The organism is Pseudomonas sp. ZY71 (assembly GCF_036542145.1).
Taxonomy (GTDB): domain Bacteria; phylum Pseudomonadota; class Gammaproteobacteria; order Pseudomonadales; family Pseudomonadaceae; genus Aquipseudomonas; species Aquipseudomonas koreensis_A.
On record NZ_CP144274.1, the window covers coordinates 66,288 to 82,700 of the forward strand.

At 60.4% G+C, this 16,413-nt stretch carries 19 protein-coding genes; 10 read left to right on the forward strand and 9 right to left on the reverse strand.

All coding sequences use genetic code 11. The annotated features are described in order from the left end of the window. Positions 1–7 precede the first annotated feature (7 nt). Entirely contained in the window at positions 8–304 is a 297-nt protein-coding gene (locus tag VY732_RS00295) for a DUF2782 domain-containing protein (RefSeq protein WP_077575200.1), read from the forward strand. A gap of 61 nt (positions 305–365) precedes the next feature. Then, a complete protein-coding gene (locus VY732_RS00300; protein WP_331693325.1) occupies positions 366–1,319 on the forward strand; it encodes a homoserine kinase in 954 nt (317 codons plus the stop codon). A 170-nt stretch (positions 1,320–1,489) separates the two neighbouring features. On the opposite strand, the gene VY732_RS00305 is transcribed toward VY732_RS00300, so the two are convergent. After that, positions 1,490–2,410 (reverse strand): zinc ABC transporter substrate-binding protein, encoded by a 921-nt coding sequence (locus VY732_RS00305; RefSeq protein ID WP_331693326.1) that lies wholly within the window; start codon positions 2,408–2,410, stop codon positions 1,490–1,492. Between the two features lie 66 nt (positions 2,411–2,476). On the opposite strand from VY732_RS00305, the gene VY732_RS00310 reads away from it, so the two are divergent. Genes VY732_RS00310 through VY732_RS00325 form a run of 4 tightly spaced genes read left to right on the forward strand, consistent with a single transcriptional unit; the run spans position 2,477 to position 5,276 of the window. Then, the gene (locus VY732_RS00310; RefSeq protein ID WP_007911760.1) at positions 2,477–2,959 is read left to right on the forward strand and encodes a Fur family transcriptional regulator; all 483 of its coding nucleotides are present in this window, start codon (positions 2,477–2,479) and stop codon (positions 2,957–2,959) included. Further along, positions 2,959–3,744 carry a zinc ABC transporter ATP-binding protein ZnuC gene (gene znuC / locus VY732_RS00315; RefSeq protein ID WP_137218420.1) on the forward strand — a complete coding sequence of 262 codons (786 nt, stop codon included), beginning with the start codon at positions 2,959–2,961 and terminating at the stop codon, positions 3,742–3,744. Before VY732_RS00310 ends, znuC begins: the two co-directional genes overlap by 1 nt. Further along, entirely contained in the window at positions 3,737–4,525 is a 789-nt protein-coding gene (gene znuB / locus VY732_RS00320; protein ID WP_007911758.1) for a zinc ABC transporter permease subunit ZnuB, read from the forward strand. The genes znuC and znuB overlap by 8 nt, the downstream gene beginning before the upstream one ends. 37 nt (positions 4,526–4,562) lie before the next feature. Continuing rightward, positions 4,563–5,276 carry a PA5502 family lipoprotein gene (locus VY732_RS00325; protein ID WP_331693328.1) on the forward strand — a complete coding sequence of 238 codons (714 nt, stop codon included), beginning with the start codon at positions 4,563–4,565 and terminating at the stop codon, positions 5,274–5,276. 123 nt (positions 5,277–5,399) lie between these two features. Here the strand turns inward: VY732_RS00325 and katE are convergent, their stop codons facing one another. Next, entirely contained in the window at positions 5,400–7,541 is a 2,142-nt protein-coding gene (gene katE / locus VY732_RS00330; RefSeq protein WP_331695904.1) for a catalase HPII, read from the reverse strand. Between the two features lie 260 nt (positions 7,542–7,801). On the opposite strand from katE, the gene VY732_RS00335 reads away from it, so the two are divergent. The 3 genes from VY732_RS00335 to VY732_RS00345 all read left to right on the forward strand — a co-directional run bounded on the left by VY732_RS00335 (position 7,802) and on the right by VY732_RS00345 (position 10,330). Next, positions 7,802–8,809, forward strand: a complete 1,008-nt coding sequence (locus VY732_RS00335; RefSeq protein ID WP_116028647.1) for a methionine ABC transporter ATP-binding protein — start codon at positions 7,802–7,804, stop codon at positions 8,807–8,809. Beyond that, the gene (locus tag VY732_RS00340; RefSeq protein ID WP_016986455.1) at positions 8,809–9,483 is read left to right on the forward strand and encodes a methionine ABC transporter permease; all 675 of its coding nucleotides are present in this window, start codon (positions 8,809–8,811) and stop codon (positions 9,481–9,483) included. Before VY732_RS00335 ends, VY732_RS00340 begins: the two co-directional genes overlap by 1 nt. 76 nt (positions 9,484–9,559) lie before the next feature. After that, positions 9,560–10,330, forward strand: a complete 771-nt coding sequence (locus VY732_RS00345) for a MetQ/NlpA family ABC transporter substrate-binding protein (protein WP_077575205.1) — start codon at positions 9,560–9,562, stop codon at positions 10,328–10,330. A 323-nt stretch (positions 10,331–10,653) separates the two neighbouring features. On the opposite strand, the gene VY732_RS00350 is transcribed toward VY732_RS00345, so the two are convergent. From VY732_RS00350 to VY732_RS00370, 5 genes are read right to left on the reverse strand one after another with little or no spacing between them, the layout of a single operon-like run. Then, positions 10,654–11,289: an SCO family protein gene (locus VY732_RS00350; RefSeq protein ID WP_034152246.1), complete on the reverse strand. Its 636-nt coding sequence runs from the start codon at positions 11,287–11,289 to the stop codon at positions 10,654–10,656. After that, entirely contained in the window at positions 11,286–12,185 is a 900-nt protein-coding gene (cyoE, locus tag VY732_RS00355) for a heme o synthase (RefSeq protein WP_064389739.1), read from the reverse strand. Before cyoE ends, VY732_RS00350 begins: the two co-directional genes overlap by 4 nt. Further along, positions 12,173–13,252, reverse strand: a complete 1,080-nt coding sequence (locus tag VY732_RS00360; protein ID WP_116028648.1) for a COX15/CtaA family protein — start codon at positions 13,250–13,252, stop codon at positions 12,173–12,175. The genes cyoE and VY732_RS00360 overlap by 13 nt, the downstream gene beginning before the upstream one ends. Before the next feature lie 10 nt (positions 13,253–13,262). Beyond that, positions 13,263–13,856 (reverse strand): hypothetical protein, encoded by a 594-nt coding sequence (locus VY732_RS00365; protein WP_331693332.1) that lies wholly within the window; start codon positions 13,854–13,856, stop codon positions 13,263–13,265. Continuing rightward, positions 13,822–14,562 (reverse strand): SURF1 family protein, encoded by a 741-nt coding sequence (locus VY732_RS00370; RefSeq protein ID WP_331693334.1) that lies wholly within the window; start codon positions 14,560–14,562, stop codon positions 13,822–13,824. Before VY732_RS00370 ends, VY732_RS00365 begins: the two co-directional genes overlap by 35 nt. 71 nt (positions 14,563–14,633) lie before the next feature. On the opposite strand from VY732_RS00370, the gene VY732_RS00375 reads away from it, so the two are divergent. Further along, on the forward strand, positions 14,634–14,837 hold the full coding sequence (locus tag VY732_RS00375) for a twin transmembrane helix small protein (protein ID WP_016986462.1): 204 nt from the start codon (positions 14,634–14,636) through the stop codon (positions 14,835–14,837). Positions 14,838–14,846: 9 nt separating this feature from the next. Here VY732_RS00375 and VY732_RS00380 read toward each other — a convergent pair whose 3' ends face one another. Further along, positions 14,847–15,734, reverse strand: coding sequence for a cytochrome c oxidase subunit 3 (locus VY732_RS00380; protein WP_137219426.1), 888 nt, complete (start codon positions 15,732–15,734; stop codon positions 14,847–14,849). A 25-nt stretch (positions 15,735–15,759) separates the two neighbouring features. Next, positions 15,760–16,311 (reverse strand): cytochrome c oxidase assembly protein, encoded by a 552-nt coding sequence (locus tag VY732_RS00385; protein WP_077575210.1) that lies wholly within the window; start codon positions 16,309–16,311, stop codon positions 15,760–15,762. Between the last annotated feature and the right edge of the window lie 102 nt (positions 16,312–16,413).

Sequence of the window (16,413 nt, forward strand, 5' to 3'; positions counted from 1 at the left end):
GGTTATCATGCGTACGTTAAATCGCTTGCTGCTGGTCGGTCTGATTGCTGTCTCACCTATGGCCGCGATGGCGGCGGATGATGCGCCTGCCTCGGAGCCGGAAGTTACGATCAACACGCACACGGAAGGCGACAAGGTCATCCAGGAATACAGTCGCAGTGGCTTCGTCTATGCGATCAAGGTCACGCCAAAGGGTGGCAAACCGTATTTCCTGGTGCGCGCCGATGGCACGGACGCGAACTACATTCGCTCCGACCAGCCGGATATGCTGATTCCGTCGTGGGAAATCTTTACCTGGAAGTAAGTTTCCCGACTTTTAATCGGCGTCGCCTGACCGCGACGCCTGAACTGAGCAGTTTTTAACCATGTCTGTGTTCACTCCCCTGGCTCGGCCCGAGCTGGAAACCTTTCTCGCCCCTTACGGGCTTGGCCGTCTGCTTGATTTCCAGGGGATCGCCGCCGGCAGCGAAAACACCAATTTCTTTATAAGCCTGGAGCAGGGCGAATTCGTCCTGACCCTGGTCGAGCGCGGCCCGGTGCAGGAGATGCCGTTCTTCATCGACCTGCTCGACGTGTTGCATGAAGCCGACTTGCCGGTGCCTTACGCACTGCGCACCACCGACGGCGTGGCGTTGCGTGAGCTGAAAGGCAAGCCGGCACTGTTGCAACCGCGCCTGTCCGGCAAGCACATCAAGGTCGCCAATGCCCAGCATTGCGCGCAGGTCGGCGAGTTGCAGGCGCATCTGCACCTGGCGACCCAGGGCGAGCGCATGATCAAGCGCAAGACCGATCGTGGCCTCGACTGGATGCTGGAGGAGGGCAAGGAGTTTCTTTCGCACCTGAGCGATGAACCGCGTGCCTTGCTGCAAAAGGCGCTGGATGAAATCACCGAGCGCAAAGACAAGATTCTTGCGCTGCCTCGGGCGAACATTCATGCGGATCTGTTTCGCGACAACGCGATGTTCGAAGGCACGCACCTGACCGGGCTGATCGACTTCTACAACGCCTGCTCAGGGCCGATGCTGTACGACGTGGCGATTGCCTTGAATGACTGGTGTTCGGACGAGGAAGGTTTGATTGATGGCCCGCGTGCCCGCGCGTTTCTCGGCGCCTATGCGGCGTTGCGACCGTTTACGGCGGCGGAGGCTGAGTTGTGGCCGACCATGCTGCGCGTGGCGTGTGTGCGGTTCTGGCTGTCGCGGTTGATCGCGGCGGAGCAGTTCGCCGGGCAGGACGTGTTGATTCACGATCCGCAGGAGTTTGAGCAGCGCTTGGCGCAGCGGCAGCAGGTCAGTACACCGTTGCCTTTCGCCCTTTAAAAGCTTCGTCGGAACGCCGCCCGGAGCAGGCTCGCTCCCACATTGGTTCTGGGCCGGGCACAAATCTAATGTGGGAGCGAGCCTGCTCGCGAAGACGTCGGTACATTCAGTCTCTATATTGACTGACACACCGCTTTCGCGAGCAGGCCGCTCCCACATTTATTGAGTTGTTACAACGATTCCAGGCATCCCGCCAAATCGTTACCCAACTTCTCCAACACCTGCTCATAGCCCTGAGCCGTTGCCGGGGTGTACCCGCCCAACGCATCCAGCTCAGCCAGTTTCACCGGCAAACCCGCCACCAGCGTCTCCGCCAGACGCGGCCGCAATGGCGGCTCACTGAACACACAAGTCTTGCCCACTTCCTGCAATCGCTTGCGCATCGCCGCAACATGCTGCGCACCGGGCTGCACTTCGGCGGCCACGCTGAACACACCGGCATGCTTCAGGCCATAAGCTTCTTCAAAGTAATCAAACGCCTCGTGGAAGACGAAGTACGGCTTGCCTTCAACACTGGCCAGACGCTTCTTCAAACGCTGATCCAGCGCATCCAGACGCTCATCAAACGCCTTGGCGTTGCTCTGATAGCGCTCGGCATTCGCCGGGTCTGCGGTGCTCAAGTCAGCGGCCATCTTGTCGGCAATCACCCGCGCATTCACCGGCGATAGCCACAAATGCGCATCCAGCGTGCCCGGACGATGATCGTGATCATACTCGTCAGCCTCTTCGGCGTGGGAATGGCTGTCTTCAGCAAAACGCCGCAGCTTCATCCCCGGCAAATCCTGCACGGCGACGCTCGGCAGCGTACGACCGTTCAGCACGCGCGGCAGGAAACCTTCCATGTCCGGGCCGATCCAGTAGAGCAGATCCACCGATTGCACCTTCCGTACGTCGGATGGGCGCAGGGCGTAATTGTGTGGCGACGCGCCCGGCGGCAGCAGCACTTCGGGAATCGCCACGCCGTCCTGCACGGCCGCTGCAATCAGCTGCAACGGTTTGATGCTGGTGAGGACTTTGACCTCGGCCTGAGCCGAACCGATCAGCAGGAAACTGGCGACAAAAGCCACAAAAACAGAAAAAAGTCGGGACACGATGACCACTCAAGGAGGCGAGAACGGGTAACATAATAACGTCTCTATCAAAACTCGTCGCCGCCCATGCCTATTACACCGATTGCCAGCCGTCCCCACGACCACTCACATTGCGTGCACAGCGCTTTGTCCGAGGCCGATACCTTGTGCGCCCAGAAAGGCTTGCGCCTGACCGCGTTGCGCCGCCGGGTGCTGGAATTGGTGTGGCAGAGCCACAAACCGCTGGGCGCCTACGACATTCTTGCCGTGTTGAGCGAGCAGGACGGCCGCCGCGCCGCGCCGCCGACCGTGTACCGTGCGCTGGATTTCCTTCTGGAAAACGGCCTGGTGCACCGCATCTCCTCGCTCAACGCCTTTGTCGGCTGCGTGCATCCGGAACACGCGCATCAGGGCCAGTTCCTGATCTGCCGCGATTGCCACGCCGCCATCGAGCTTGAACAAAAAGTGATCAGCGACGCGATCATCAACAGCGCCAAAGACGTTGGTTTCATTGTCGAAGCGCAGACCGTCGAAGTCGTCGGCCTGTGCTCCGGTTGCCAGGGGGCTTGATGAGCAATGCGCTGATCCGTCTGGAGCAGGTCGCCGTCACATTTGCCGGGCAGACCGTGCTGGACAACATCGAGCTGAGTGTCGAGCCGGGGCAGATCGTCACCCTGATCGGTCCCAACGGCGCCGGCAAGACCACGCTGGTGCGCGCCGTGCTCGGGCTGTTGAAACCAGACAGCGGCAGCGTCTGGCGCAAGCCGAAACTGCGTGTTGGCTACATGCCGCAAAAACTCCACGTCGATCCGACCCTGCCGCTGTCGGTGCTGCGCTTTCTGCGGCTGGTGCCGGGTGTTGATCGTCCGCGTGCGCTGGGCGCATTGAAAGAAGTTGGTGCCGAACACGTTATCGACAGCCCGGTGCAAAGCGTTTCCGGCGGTGAAATGCAGCGTGTGCTGCTCGCGCGGGCGCTGCTGCGTGAACCGGAACTGCTGGTGCTCGATGAGCCGGTACAAGGCGTCGACGTTGCCGGCCAGGCCGAGCTGTACAGCCTGATCACCCGTCTGCGCGATCGCCATGGTTGCGGCGTGTTGATGGTGTCCCACGATTTGCATCTGGTGATGAGCACCACCGACCAGGTGGTCTGCCTCAACCGTCACGTCTGCTGCTCCGGGCATCCCGAGCAGGTCAGCGGCGATCCGGCGTTTGTCGAACTGTTCGGCAAGAACGCGCAGAGCCTGGCGGTCTATCACCACCATCACGACCACGCTCACGACCTGCACGGTTCGGTGGTCAAAGGGCCGGTTATTGGCCAACCCCACGTTCACGGAGACAACTGCAAGCATGGCTGATTTTCTGTTGTATGCCCTGCTTGCAGGTCTGGCGCTGGCGATCGTTGCAGGTCCGCTGGGTTCGTTCGTGGTCTGGCGGCGCATGGCCTATTTCGGCGATACCCTGTCCCACGCCGCGCTGCTCGGCGTGGCGCTGGGCTTTTTGCTGGATGTCAGCCCGACCGTTGCGGTCACCGTAGGCTGTCTGTTGCTGGCGGTGCTGCTGGTCACGCTGCAACAGCGCCAACCGCTGGCGTCCGACACGCTTTTGGGAATTCTCGCACCGAGCACGCTCTCTCTCGGCCTGGTGGTACTAAGCTTCATGCATGAAGTGCGGATCGACCTGATGGCCTATCTGTTCGGCGACCTGCTGGCGATCAGCCCGACTGATCTGGCGTGGATCCTCGGCGGCAGCGCGGCGGTGTTGGTCTTGCTGGTGACACTGTGGCGGCCCTTGCTTGCGATCACCGTCCATGAAGAGTTGGCCAAGGTCGAAGGCCTGCCGGTCGCGGGCCTGCGCATGGCGCTGATGCTGTTGATTGCGGTGGTGATCGCGGTGGCGATGAAAATCGTCGGTGTGTTGCTGATTACTTCACTGTTGATCATCCCGGCAGCTGCGGCACAGCGTCACGCCCGCTCGCCGGAGCAGATGGCACTGGGCGCGAGCCTGCTGGGCATGCTCGCGGTGTGTGGCGGGCTGGCGTTGTCGTGGTTCAAGGACACCCCGGCCGGGCCGTCAATCGTTGTGACGGCGGCCGCACTGTTTCTGCTGAGTTTTGTTCTGCCCCGTCGCGGGGTGTAGACTTGGCCGCTTTTTGCGCAAATAGAGAGTCGCAGGAATGAAGCCGTTCGCCTCCCGTTATCTGCTCCTTGTCGCATTTTCAGTGCTGCTGGGCGCCTGCCAAAGTACGCCGCCGGTGGCTGAAGTCCCCGATGCGCGGGCTACGGCCATCGCACAGCTGGAGCAAAGCCTGGCCAGCAGCGAACTGGCCACTGCCGAAGACCAGTTGGCCGCTTTGCAGAAAGAAACCCCCAACGATCAATCCCTTGAGCAATACCAGCGGCAGCTTGCCGAAGCGTATCTGCGTCGCAGCCAGATCGTGCTGCAGAAGGGTGATGTGAATGCTGCCGCCACGGCGCTGAGCCGTGCCCGTGCGTTGATGCCGAAAGCACCGGCGCTGACCGGTGGCGTGAATGGTGCCATCACTGAAGCGCGCAAGGCTGAGCTGGAAAAGGCTGAAGCGGCGCTGTTGGCAGCCGAAGCGAAGCCGAAAGCCAAGGTGATCGATCCGACTGCCGAGAGCACTACGGTGGCGTTGAATATCACTGATAGCCGCAAACTTCGCCGACAACTGGATGCGATCGCCGCTGATGTGGTGAATTATGAGTGTGGGGTGACCATTCAGGCGCCACGCACGAATGACTATCCGTGGTTGGCGACGTTGCTGACCAAGCGGGTCAAGAAATTGAATCCGGATTTTGATCTGAAGATTGAGAAGCAAACTCTGCGCACAGTACCGGCGCAGATGGTCTTGAGTCCGCGTAAACCTTAAAAGCTTCGCGAGCAAGCTCGCTCCCACATTTGATCTCCGGCTTGACACAAAATCTGTGTTCACCAGAGATCCCTTGTGGGAGCGAGCTTGCTCGCGAAAGCGTCCTTTCAGCCAACGAAGATTTTAAGCCGGAATGGCTTTCGCCTTAGGCTCCCGCGCCCAAACCCGATGCTGCCCGATCGCCGCAAAAAACGGCTTGGTCAGCGCCGGTACATCCTTGCCCTGCAGCAATCCAGCATCCGCTTCCAGCTTCAGCAGATCCTGCAGTTGCTTGGCATCACCCTGCAACGCAATCGCCTTCAAATGCTTGTAAGCCTCCAGCAGGTAATGCAACGCCACGCCGTCGCCGCTCAACGCCTTGACCGACGCCGCGCCACCCGGCACGAACACCGCGTCGAAGATCACTGATGGCATGCCTTCCATCGAAGCATCCACTGGCAAACTTTTGCCGTCAGCGGTCTTCACCGGCGCCGAAGTCGGGCCGAGCAATTTCGCATGCGCACCTTCAGCGGCCAAAGCTTTCTTCATCGCATCAATCGCTGCACCATCGACGCCGTTGGCAGCAAGAATCGCCACTTTTCGGGTTTTGATGTTTTCTGGCAGCAAATTAGCCTGGCTCAATGATGGCGAGTGATCGAAAGACACCTTGCGCGCATCCACCGTGCCTTTGGTAGGTGCGGGCAGACCCAGATTAGCCGCCACGCGCTTGGCCAGTTCCAGATCGATGTTGGCGAGAATTTCGTTCACCTCCCGCGCACGGATGAACTCGCGCTCAACCTTGCCCAGCTCGAAGCTGTAAGCGGCAATGATGTGCTCCTTCTCGTGATCGCTCATGCTGTTGAAAAACAACGTCGCCTGGGAGAAGTGATCGCTGAACGACTCGCTGCGCTGGCGGATCTTGTTCGCATCGATGCGCTCTGGATAACTTTCGAAACCACCGTCCTGCGCGGCTGGCGGCGTTTCTTTCGGCCAGCCGCCATCAATCGAGTTTGGCTCATAGGAGGCGCGGCCCTTGTCGATCACCGTGCGGTGCTGCGCATCGCGCTGACCGTTGTGGAACGGCGCCACCGGGCGGTTGATCGGCAACTCATGAAAGTTCGGCCCACCGAGTCGGCTGATCTGCGTGTCGGTGTAGGAAAACAACCGACCTTGCAGCAACGGATCGTTGGAGAAATCGATGCCCGGCACGATGTGGCCAGGGCAGAACGCGACCTGCTCGGTCTCGGCAAAGAAGTTGTCCGGGTTACGGTTCAGCGTCATCTTGCCGAGCGGTGTGATCGGCACGATTTCTTCGGGGATCAGCTTGGTCGGGTCGAGGATGTCGAAATCGAAGTCGTGCTCGTTTTCCTCCTCGATGATCTGCACGCCGAGTTCCCATTCCGGGTAGTCGCCCATTTCGATCGCTTCCCAGAGGTCGCGACGGTGGTAGTCGGTGTCTTTACCGGCGAGCTTCTGCGCCTCGTCCCAGACCAGCGAGCAAGTGCCGGCAGTAGGGCGCCAGTGGAATTTGACGAAGCGCGATTTGCCCTCTGCATTGATCAGGCGGAAGGTGTGGACGCCAAAGCCCTGCATACTGCGCAGGCTTTTCGGGATCGCGCGGTCGGACATTGCCCAGATGACCATGTGCGCCGATTCCGGCACCAATGAAACGAAGTCCCAGAACGTATCGTGCGCCGAACCGCCAGTCGGGATTTCATTGTGCGGTTCGGGTTTCACCGCGTGAACGAAGTCGGGAAACTTGATCGCGTCCTGAATGAAAAACACCGGCATGTTGTTGCCGACCAGGTCGAAGTTGCCTTCATCAGTGAAGAACTTCACCGCGAAACCGCGCACGTCACGCACGGTGTCGCCGGAGCCACGCGGGCCCTGCACGGTGGAAAAGCGCACGAACACCGGCGTCTTTTTGCCCGGATCCTGTAGGAAACCCGCCTTGGTCAGCGTCGAATGGTTCTCGTAGGCCTGAAAGAAGCCATGCGCCCCGGTGCCGCGTGCGTGGACGATACGTTCCGGGATCCGCTCATGGTCAAAATGCGTGATCTTTTCGCGCATGATGAAGTCTTCCAGCAGCGACGGCCCACGCGGGCCGGCCTTGAGGGTGTTCTGGTTGTCGGCGATCTTCACGCCCTGGTTGGTGCGCAGCGCCTGGCCGGTGGCGTCGGAGCGAAACTTTTCCAGGCTGTCGAGTTTGGCGTTGGTGTTGGCGCGATCCGGGGTATCGGTACCGGCCATCTGGCTTTTGTCGGTCGTAGGCTTCTTGCTCATCAGTCGTAAACTCCTCGGTTGACCCCGTGGTTTGCCGGGGACTCTTGAGTGGTTCCCGGGCACGGCACCCAGGGTTTTCAAGTCGCTTACTTAGTGACTGATGAGGCACTTGGGGCGTTCCTTTTTTATGACCTTTGATCTTGTTATTGCCAAATCGAAGGTTAATTGCGAAATAAATGCTAAGAACCTCTATACGGACAGGCTAAAATGCGCGCCCGGCTAACCGCTGATCCTTTTCTAACGCGCCCCACAAGGTTCGCTACGTGATCGAGTTTCAAAACGTCCACAAGACTTACCGCGTCGCCGGTAAGGACATTCCCGCGCTGCACCCGACCAGTCTCACTATCGAGAACGGGCAGGTGTTCGGCCTCATCGGCCATTCCGGCGCGGGCAAAAGTACCCTGCTGCGTCTGATCAATCGCCTGGAGAACTCCAGTGGCGGCAAGATCATCGTCGACGGCGAAGAAGTCACCGCGCTGGACGCCAACGGCCTGCGCCGTTTCCGCCAGCAAGTCGGGATGATCTTCCAGCACTTCAACCTGCTCGCCTCCAAGACTGTGGCCGACAACGTTGCGTTGCCGCTGACCCTGGCCGGCGAACTGTCGGGCAGCGAGATCGACAAGCGTGTGGCCGAGTTGCTGGCGCGGGTCGGTCTGTCCGACCACGCCAAGAAGTATCCGGCGCAATTGTCCGGCGGTCAGAAACAGCGCGTCGGCATCGCCCGCGCCCTGGCGACCAAGCCAAAAATTCTGCTGTGCGACGAGGCCACCAGTGCCCTCGACCCGCAGACCACCGCGTCGGTCCTGCAACTGCTGGCCGAGATCAACCGCGAGCTGAAACTGACCATCGTCCTGATCACCCACGAGATGGATGTCATCCGTCGCGTCTGCGATCAGGTGGCGGTGATGGATGCCGGCGTGATCGTCGAGCAAGGTTCGGTGGCCGATGTGTTCCTGCATCCGCAGCACCCGACCACCAAGCGTTTCGTTCAGGAAAGCGAGCAGATCGACGAGAGTGAACAGCGTGATGACTTCGCGCACGTGCCGGGCCGCATCGTGCGTCTGACCTTCCAAGGTGAAGCGACCTACGCGCCGCTGCTCGGTACTGTCGCCCGGGAAACCGGCGTCGACTACAGCATCCTCGCCGGTCGCATCGACCGCATCAAAGACATTCCGTACGGGCAATTGACCCTCGCCGTCACCGGTGGCGACATGGAAGCGGCCTTCGCCCGCTTCACCGCCGCTGACGTTCACATGGAGGTATTGCGCTAATGGAAGACCTGATCAGTTTCTTCACCAATATCGACTGGTACGAAATCTGGCTGGCCACCGGCGACACCATGCTGATGCTTGGCGGTTCGCTGCTGTTCACCGTGCTGCTCGGCCTGCCGCTGGGCGTGTTGTTGTTCCTCTGCAGCCCGCGTCAGTTGCTGGAAAACCGTGGCCTCTACGCATTCATGTCGCTGGCGGTGAACATCCTGCGTTCGCTGCCGTTCATTATTCTGTTGATCGTGATGATCCCGTTCACCGTGCTGATCACCGGCACGTCGCTGGGCGTGGCCGGTGCGATTCCGCCGTTGGTCGTTGGTGCCACACCGTTCTTCGCGCGTCTGGTGGAAACCGCGCTGCGTGAAGTCGATCGCGGCATCATCGAAGCGACCCAGTCGATGGGCGCGACCACGCGGCAGATCATCATGAACGCCTTGCTGCCGGAAGCCCGCCCGGGCATCTTCGCGGCGATTACGGTGACGGCGATTACACTGGTGTCCTACACGGCGATGGCCGGTGTAGTCGGTGCCGGTGGTCTGGGTGACCTGGCCATCCGTTTCGGTTACCAGCGTTTCCAGACTGACGTGATGATCGTCACCGTGGTGTTGCTGTTGATTCTGGTGCAAGTGCTGCAGATGGTCGGTGATCGACTGGTCGTGCATTTCTCGCGCAAATAAGCAGTTTTGTATTGAACAGATGAGCCGGCCATTCGCTGGCAGGCGCCAGACGGGCGCCTCATAAGGAGTTAGCTGAATGAAAAAACTGATCGCTGCTTTTGCTGCCGTTGCAGCATTCTCGGCCCACGCCGAAACCCTGACCGTTGCCGCCACTCCGGTGCCGCACGCAGAAATCCTCGAGTTCGTGAAGCCGGCGCTGGCCAAAGAAGGTGTGGATCTGAAGGTCAAGGTCTTCACCGACTATATTCAGCCGAACGTACAGGTCGCGGAAAAACGTCTGGACGCCAACTTCTTCCAGCATCAGCCTTACCTCAATGAGTTCAACAAGGCCAAGGGTACTAATCTGGTCGCCGTGACCGGCGTGCACCTGGAGCCACTGGGCGCCTACTCGAGCAAGCTCAAGGATCTGAAGGACCTGCCAAGCGGCGCCAACGTGGTCATCCCGAACGACGCCACCAACGGCGGCCGTGCGCTGTTGCTGCTGGCCAAGGCTGGCGTGATCACGCTGAAGGATCCGACCAACATCCTGTCGACCGTCAAAGACATCGCGACCAACCCGAAAGACCTGAAAATCCGTGAACTGGAAGCCGCGACCATCCCGCGCGTGCTGACCCAGGTCGATCTGGCGCTGATCAACACCAACTACGCGCTGGAAGCCAAGCTCGATCCGTCCAAGGATGCGCTGGTGATTGAAGGTAATGATTCGCCGTACGTGAACATCCTCGTGTCCCGCGCGGACAACAAGGACAGCGACGCGATGAAGAAACTCGCTGCTGCGCTGCACAGCCCGGAAGTGAAGCAATTCATTACCGAGAAGTACAAAGGCGCAGTATTGCCGGCGTTCTGATTTAGATTGCTGCAACGAAAAGGGGACGCCATGTGCGTCCCCTTTTTTGTGTCTGGTGTTTGGCTTTGGACCTGCTGTGAACCCGCCCCTCACCCCAGCCCTCTCCCGAGGGAGAGGGGGCCGACCGAGGTGTCTTGCGTTCTACATCGACCTGAAAGATCCAGTCGATTATGGATTCGGCACAGCACATCGACCTATACGATCTTGACGATTATGGATTCAGCACAGCGCTTACAGGTCGGCGTATTTCTACAGCATCCCCCATTCAGTCCCCTCTCCCTCCGGGAGAGGGCTAGGGTGAGGGGCTCTTGGCTTTTAAACTGTCACTTACGGTTAAGCATCACCGGCAGCTGCGCAACCAGTTTGACGTTGTTCAACGGCGCCCGAATAAACCCACGCTGAGTGCCATCCGGCCCGATCACCGCTAGGTTTCCGCTGTGATCCACGGTGTAATTCGGCTTACTGGTATCCGCCGGAATAAACGGAATACTCACCGCGTTCGCGACCTTCTGCAGCTCTTCAATCGAAGTCGGCGTCAGGCCAACGAACTGCGGATCGAAGTAACCCAGATACTGCTTCAACTGCTTGGGGTTATCGCGGTTCGGGTCGACGCTGACCAGCACGATCTGCAACTTGTCCACAGCGTCCTTGGGCAGTTCACTCTTGATCTGCCGCAACTGGGCGAGGGTGGTCGGGCAGATGTCCGGGCAGAAGGTGTAGCCAAAAAACAGCAGGCTCCACTTACCTTTGAGCTCATTGATCGCCACCGGTTTGCCGTCCTGATCGGTCATCGTCACGTCCGGCAAATTACGGCTCTGCGGCAGCAGAATGATGCCGGCGTCGATCAGCGCAGTGGGGTCGCCCTGGCCCTTGCCGCTCAGCACTTTGTTGACGGTCAGGCCGAGGATCAGCGCGATCACGGCGACGAGGATGAAGACGGTTTTCTGGGTTCGAGTCATAGGTTCAACAGTAAGTAGTGGTCTACGAGCAGGGCGATGAACAGCAGGAACAAGTACCAAATAGAGTACTTGAAGGTGTTGATCGCCGCGTGCGGCCGAGTGCCACGGTACAGCACCACGGCCCATTGCAGAAACCTTGCACCGAGGGCGAGTGCGCAAATCAGGTAGAGCATGCCGCTCATGTGAATCACGTACGGCAGCAGACTCACCGCCAGCAGCGCAAACGTGTACAGCAGAATATGGACCTTGGTGTAGTGCTCGCCGTGGGTGACCGGCAGCATCGGGATGTCGGCCTTGGCGTATTCCTCCTTGCGATGAATCGCCAGCGCCCAGAAGTGCGGCGGCGTCCAGGCGAAGATGATCAGCACCAGCAACAACGGTTCGGCGCTGACGTGACCGGTGGCGGCGGTCCAGCCCAGCAGTGGCGGTGCGGCGCCGGCGAGGCCACCGATGACAATGTTCTGCGGCGTCGCGCGTTTGAGGAAACCGGTGTAGATCACCGCATAACCGAGCAGCGAAGCGAGGGTCAGCCAAGCGGTCAGCGGATTGGTGAAGGTCAGCAACAACGCCTGACCGAGCAGGGCCAACACCAACGCAAAGGTCAGCGCCGCCGCCGGCGAAACCCGGCCCTCGGCCAGTGGCCGTTTATGCGTGCGCGCCATCACCGCATCAATGCGCCGATCCACCACATGATTGACCGCCGCCGCACCGCCGGCACACAACGCAATCCCCAGATTGCCGAACACCAGCACCGTCCACGGCACCCCGGCACGGGTCGCGAGGAACATGCCGACCAGCGAGGTGATCAGCATCAGCACCACGACTTTCGGTTTGGTCAGTTCCAGATAGTCTCGCCACAGCGCTTGGGCGGGACGTTCGCCAATCAGAATCGCCACGGCGTTTCTCCTTTAATAGTGATGGGCGCGGCCGAGTGTTTACGCGGGCTCAGGCGCCAGCGCGCGAGCACCGGTTGTTTGACCCGGACCAGACTGGTGCGCGCGTGGTAATTGACCAGCACCATGGTCAGCAACAGCGCCGCACCGCCAGCGTTATGCGCGACCGCCACCGGCAGCGGCAGATGGAACAAGACATTGCTGATGCCGAGGCTGATCTGCGCCGCGAGGGCAATCAGCACCAGACCGGCCAAGCGAGTCATGCCGACCACTTTCAATTGCCAGGCCAGACCGAGCAAAACCAATGTCACCAGCAGCGCACCAATGCGATGAGTCAGGTGAATCGCCGTGCGCGCATCACTGTCGAGTTGCCCGCCGAGATAGTTCGGGCCGATGTGTTGAGTCAGATGAAAGCCATTGGCGAAATCCGCCGGCGGCAGCCATTGCCCGTGGCAGGTCGGGAAGTCGATGCAGGCCACCGCCGCGTAGTTGGAACTGACCCAGCCACCCAGCGCGATCTGGCCAATCACCAGCAACAATCCCGCCGTCGCCCAATACTGCAGACGCTTGGGCACGGTCAGCGCCGGCAACACTCCGGACAATCGCAACGTCAGCAAAAACAGCAGACTCAAGGTCGCAAACCCGCCGAGCAAATGCCCGGTGACCACCTGCGGCCAAAGCTTGAGCGTCACCGTCCACATGCCGAACGCCGCTTGCGCAAACACCACCGCCAGCAGAAACAGCGGTAGCTTCAACGGCTGTCCCGGATGACGACGGTTGACCCACGCGCGCCCGGCCAGAATCGAAATCAGCAGGCCGAGGGTGCCGGCGAAGTAGCGGTGGATCATCTCGTTCCAGCCCTTGTGCGCCTCCACCGGCGAGTCGGGGTAATGCAGTTCGGCATGGGCCAGTTGCGCTTCGCTTTTCGGCACGCTGATAAACCCGTAGCAGCCCGGCCAGTCCGGACAGCCGAGGCCGGCGTGGGTCAGGCGCGTATAGGCGCCGAGCAGCACCACAATCAGTGCCAGCAGGGTGGCAAACAACGCGAGGCGAAATCCAGGTTTGGCCATGACGATGCCCTTATCCGATGTTCGACAGTTTCAGCAGGTGACGCAGGTCGTTGAGCAGATCCTTGCCTTTCACATTCGGCTCGTAACGCAGCACGAGGTTGCCGTGAGGGTCGATGATCCACAGTTGCGGCGTGGCCTTGTCGCCCGTGGTTTTGCTGAACGTCGTAGCGTCCAGCGGATAACGTTGCAGCTGTGGATATTCGCGGGTCAGTTTGGCGTCGTAATCGGCGCTCACCGGTTGCGCAGCAGCGAGTGCATGGCTGGCGCGGCCGGCGTCGCGACCGAGGCCGATCTGGATCTGCCGCGCCAGATACACCAGTTGCTGGCAATCCACCGCGCAATCCTTCGGCGCGGTGACCAGGATCTGCCAGCGTTCTTCATCGGCTTGCACGCCGAGGTCGGCGCGGGTCTGGCCGTTGCCGATCAGTTCGCCGTGATAGCTGCGACCTTCCGGCACCCAGAACTGCAATTTGTACATGCCGGTGGCGAGCACCATCGGGCCGATCACGCCAAGCAGGATCAGCAGCAACTGAATGCGCCCGCGACGGCGGGTGGCGGCAGGTTTCGCCTCAGACATGCTGGGTGGATTCATGGCCGTTCCCATGGTGTTTCTCCTTTGCGTTGTGCAAGCCCAAATAGACGTAGAGGCCGAGCAGGGCGGTGGCCATGGCGAACCACTGCACGGCGTAACCGAGGTGTTTTTCCGGGCCCATGGCAACCACCGGCCAATCGGCCTCGTAGCTGGCCGGGCCGGGTTCGGCGCGTAATTCATAGGCGAAGCCGTCGCGCTCAAGGGTTTTCCACAGCTTGGCCGGGTCGACGGCGGTGATGGTTTGCGGCCAGGTGCTGCTGACCGGGTCGGCGTGCAACTGGAAGGTCGCGCCGGGGGCGACGTAGACCCAGGCGTCGACATTCAATGCTTCGGAAGGCGTGGTGAATTGCGGCGGCACGCGGCGATCCGGCCACGGCAACCAGCCGCGATTGACCAGCAGCCACAGGCCGGTGCGTTGGTCCTGAAACGGTTGCAGCAGCTCGACGCCGACCTTTCCGTTGCGCTGGCGGTTATCCAGCAGCAAGCTGTGCGCGGCTTCGAACTGGCCTTGCAGATGCACGCGGCGATACGCCGGGTCGGCGCTGCTCAGCAACTCGCTGCTGGCCATTGGTTCGGCGGCGCGGCGTTCGGCGTAACTGGCGAGCAGGGCGGTTTTCTCAGCGCCCCGGCTCAGTTGCCAGAAGCCCAGCGACACCAGCAGCGGCAGCAACAACGCCACCACCACGGTCGGAATCACGCCCGGACGAAAGCGCTTCATGGCTGCGCCACAAAGTCAGTCGTCGCGATCGCTATACTCAACTGCATCGCCTGTCCCCCGGAGTTCTTCCCATGCTCAAAACAGCCATCGTCCTGATGCTGATTGCCACGGTGATCAGCCTGTTCAGCGGCCTGTTTTTCCTGGTCAAGGACGACAGCAGTTCCAATCGCCTGGTCATCGCCTTGAGTGTTCGGGTGGCATTGGCCGCTGGCACCGTCGGCTTGATCGCCTGGGGCTTTTATAGCGGCCAACTGGTGTCGCATGCGCCTTGGTAGCGTTGATTCTCAGAGTACGTAGACGAAGATAAACAGGCCGATCCACACCACGTCGACGAAGTGCCAATACCAGCTCGCCGCTTCGAAGCCGAACTGGTGCTCGTTGTCGAAATGGCCCTTCATGATGCGCATCAGCATCACAAACAGAATGATCGTGCCGATGGTCACGTGGGCGCCGTGGAAACCGGTGAGCATGAAGAACGTCGCGCCATAAATGCCCGAACCGAGGGTCAGGCCCAGTTCGTGATAGGCGTGCATGTATTCCTCAGCCTGGAAACCGAGAAACGCGCAACCCAGCAGCACGGTGATCGCCAGCCAGATTTTCAACGCGCCGCGATGGCCCTTTTTCAAGGCATGGTGGGCGATGGTGATGGTCACGCTGGAGCTGACCAGCAGAATCGTGTTGATCAGCGGCAGGCCCCACGGGCTGATGACTTCCTTCGGTGGCGGGAACAGTTTCGGATCCGGCGTGTGCAGCAGCGGCCAGGTGAACTGGAAGTTTGGCCAGAGCATGTGCGCGATGCCCTTGGTGCCTTCACCGCCGAGCGCCGGTCCGGAGACGTGCCGCACGTAAAATAGCGCGCCGAAGAAGGCGATGAAGAACATCACCTCGGAGAAGATGAACCAACTCATGCCCCAGCGAAACGAGCGATCCAGCTGTGCGCTGTAAAGGCCCGCGCGGCTTTCCTTGATCACCGTACCGAACCAGCCGAACAGCATGTACGCCAGCAACAGGCCACCGACGAAAAAGATGTACGGGCCGTGGGATTCCGGGCGCGCCGCCTTCAGATCGTTGAACCAGGTGGCGAGGCCGTACACGGTAATGGCCATGCCGAAGGTCGCGATGATCGGCCATTTGCTCTGGGCCGGAACGTAATAGTGCTCATGAGTTGCCATTTATTGTTCTCCTTATCGGGCACGCTCAACCGCCAGTGTTTACAGCCACCGGCGGATGTCGGGCGGTGATATCGAACAGCGTGTAGGACAGCGTCAGGTGCTTCACATCCTTGGGCATGTCGCGGTCAACAATGAAGCGCACCGGCATCTCGATCTGCTGACCGGGCTGCAGCACCTGCTGGGTAAAGCAAAAGCATTCGGTCTTGTGGAAATACGCCGCCGCGTTACTCGGCGCGATGCTCGGCACGGCTTGCGCACTCATCGGTTTGTCGGTGGGATTGCGCGCGATGAAGATCATCTCGTTGACCGCGCCGGGGTTGGCAGTGAGTTCGTCATGCTTGGGGTAGAAATCCCACGGCATGTCGGCGGTGTTGGTCGACAGAAACTGCACACGGATCTGGCGAGAAGTGTCGACCACTTGCTCACCCTCGTACTGCCCACCGGTCTTGCCGTTGATGCCGAAGGCCTTGCACATCACGTCGTAGATCGGCACCAGGGCAAAGCCGAAGACAAACATCGCCACCACCACCCCGAGCAGGCGGGTGACCAGTTTTTTCAGCGAGATCGAGTCAGCCATGGTTCATGCCTCCCCACCAAACCCTGTAGGAGTGAGCCTGCTCGCGATGGGTCCACCGCGGTGTGCCTGACACACCGCCATCGCGAGCAGGCTCACTCCTAC

Excerpts from the sequence above, each read along its gene's own strand:
- VY732_RS00385 (WP_077575210.1), bottom strand. The coding sequence starts at position 16,311 with ATGGCTGACTCGATCTCGCTGAAAAAACTGGTCACCCGCCTGCTCGGG.
- VY732_RS00310 (WP_007911760.1), top strand. The coding sequence starts at position 2,477 with ATGCCTATTACACCGATTGCCAGCCGTCCCCACGACCACTCACATTGC.
- VY732_RS00345 (WP_077575205.1), top strand. The coding sequence starts at position 9,560 with ATGAAAAAACTGATCGCTGCTTTTGCTGCCGTTGCAGCATTCTCGGCC.
- znuB (WP_007911758.1), top strand. The coding sequence starts at position 3,737 with ATGGCTGATTTTCTGTTGTATGCCCTGCTTGCAGGTCTGGCGCTGGCG.
- VY732_RS00370 (WP_331693334.1), bottom strand. The coding sequence starts at position 14,562 with ATGAAGCGCTTTCGTCCGGGCGTGATTCCGACCGTGGTGGTGGCGTTG.
- VY732_RS00350 (WP_034152246.1), bottom strand. The coding sequence starts at position 11,289 with ATGACTCGAACCCAGAAAACCGTCTTCATCCTCGTCGCCGTGATCGCG.
- VY732_RS00360 (WP_116028648.1), bottom strand. The coding sequence starts at position 13,252 with ATGGCCAAACCTGGATTTCGCCTCGCGTTGTTTGCCACCCTGCTGGCA.
- VY732_RS00295 (WP_077575200.1), top strand. The coding sequence starts at position 8 with ATGCGTACGTTAAATCGCTTGCTGCTGGTCGGTCTGATTGCTGTCTCA.
- VY732_RS00365 (WP_331693332.1), bottom strand. The coding sequence starts at position 13,856 with ATGGGAACGGCCATGAATCCACCCAGCATGTCTGAGGCGAAACCTGCC.
- VY732_RS00300 (WP_331693325.1), top strand. The coding sequence starts at position 366 with ATGTCTGTGTTCACTCCCCTGGCTCGGCCCGAGCTGGAAACCTTTCTC.
- VY732_RS00325 (WP_331693328.1), top strand. The coding sequence starts at position 4,563 with ATGAAGCCGTTCGCCTCCCGTTATCTGCTCCTTGTCGCATTTTCAGTG.
- znuC (WP_137218420.1), top strand. The coding sequence starts at position 2,959 with ATGAGCAATGCGCTGATCCGTCTGGAGCAGGTCGCCGTCACATTTGCC.
- VY732_RS00375 (WP_016986462.1), top strand. The coding sequence starts at position 14,634 with ATGCTCAAAACAGCCATCGTCCTGATGCTGATTGCCACGGTGATCAGC.
- VY732_RS00380 (WP_137219426.1), bottom strand. The coding sequence starts at position 15,734 with ATGGCAACTCATGAGCACTATTACGTTCCGGCCCAGAGCAAATGGCCG.
- VY732_RS00340 (WP_016986455.1), top strand. The coding sequence starts at position 8,809 with ATGGAAGACCTGATCAGTTTCTTCACCAATATCGACTGGTACGAAATC.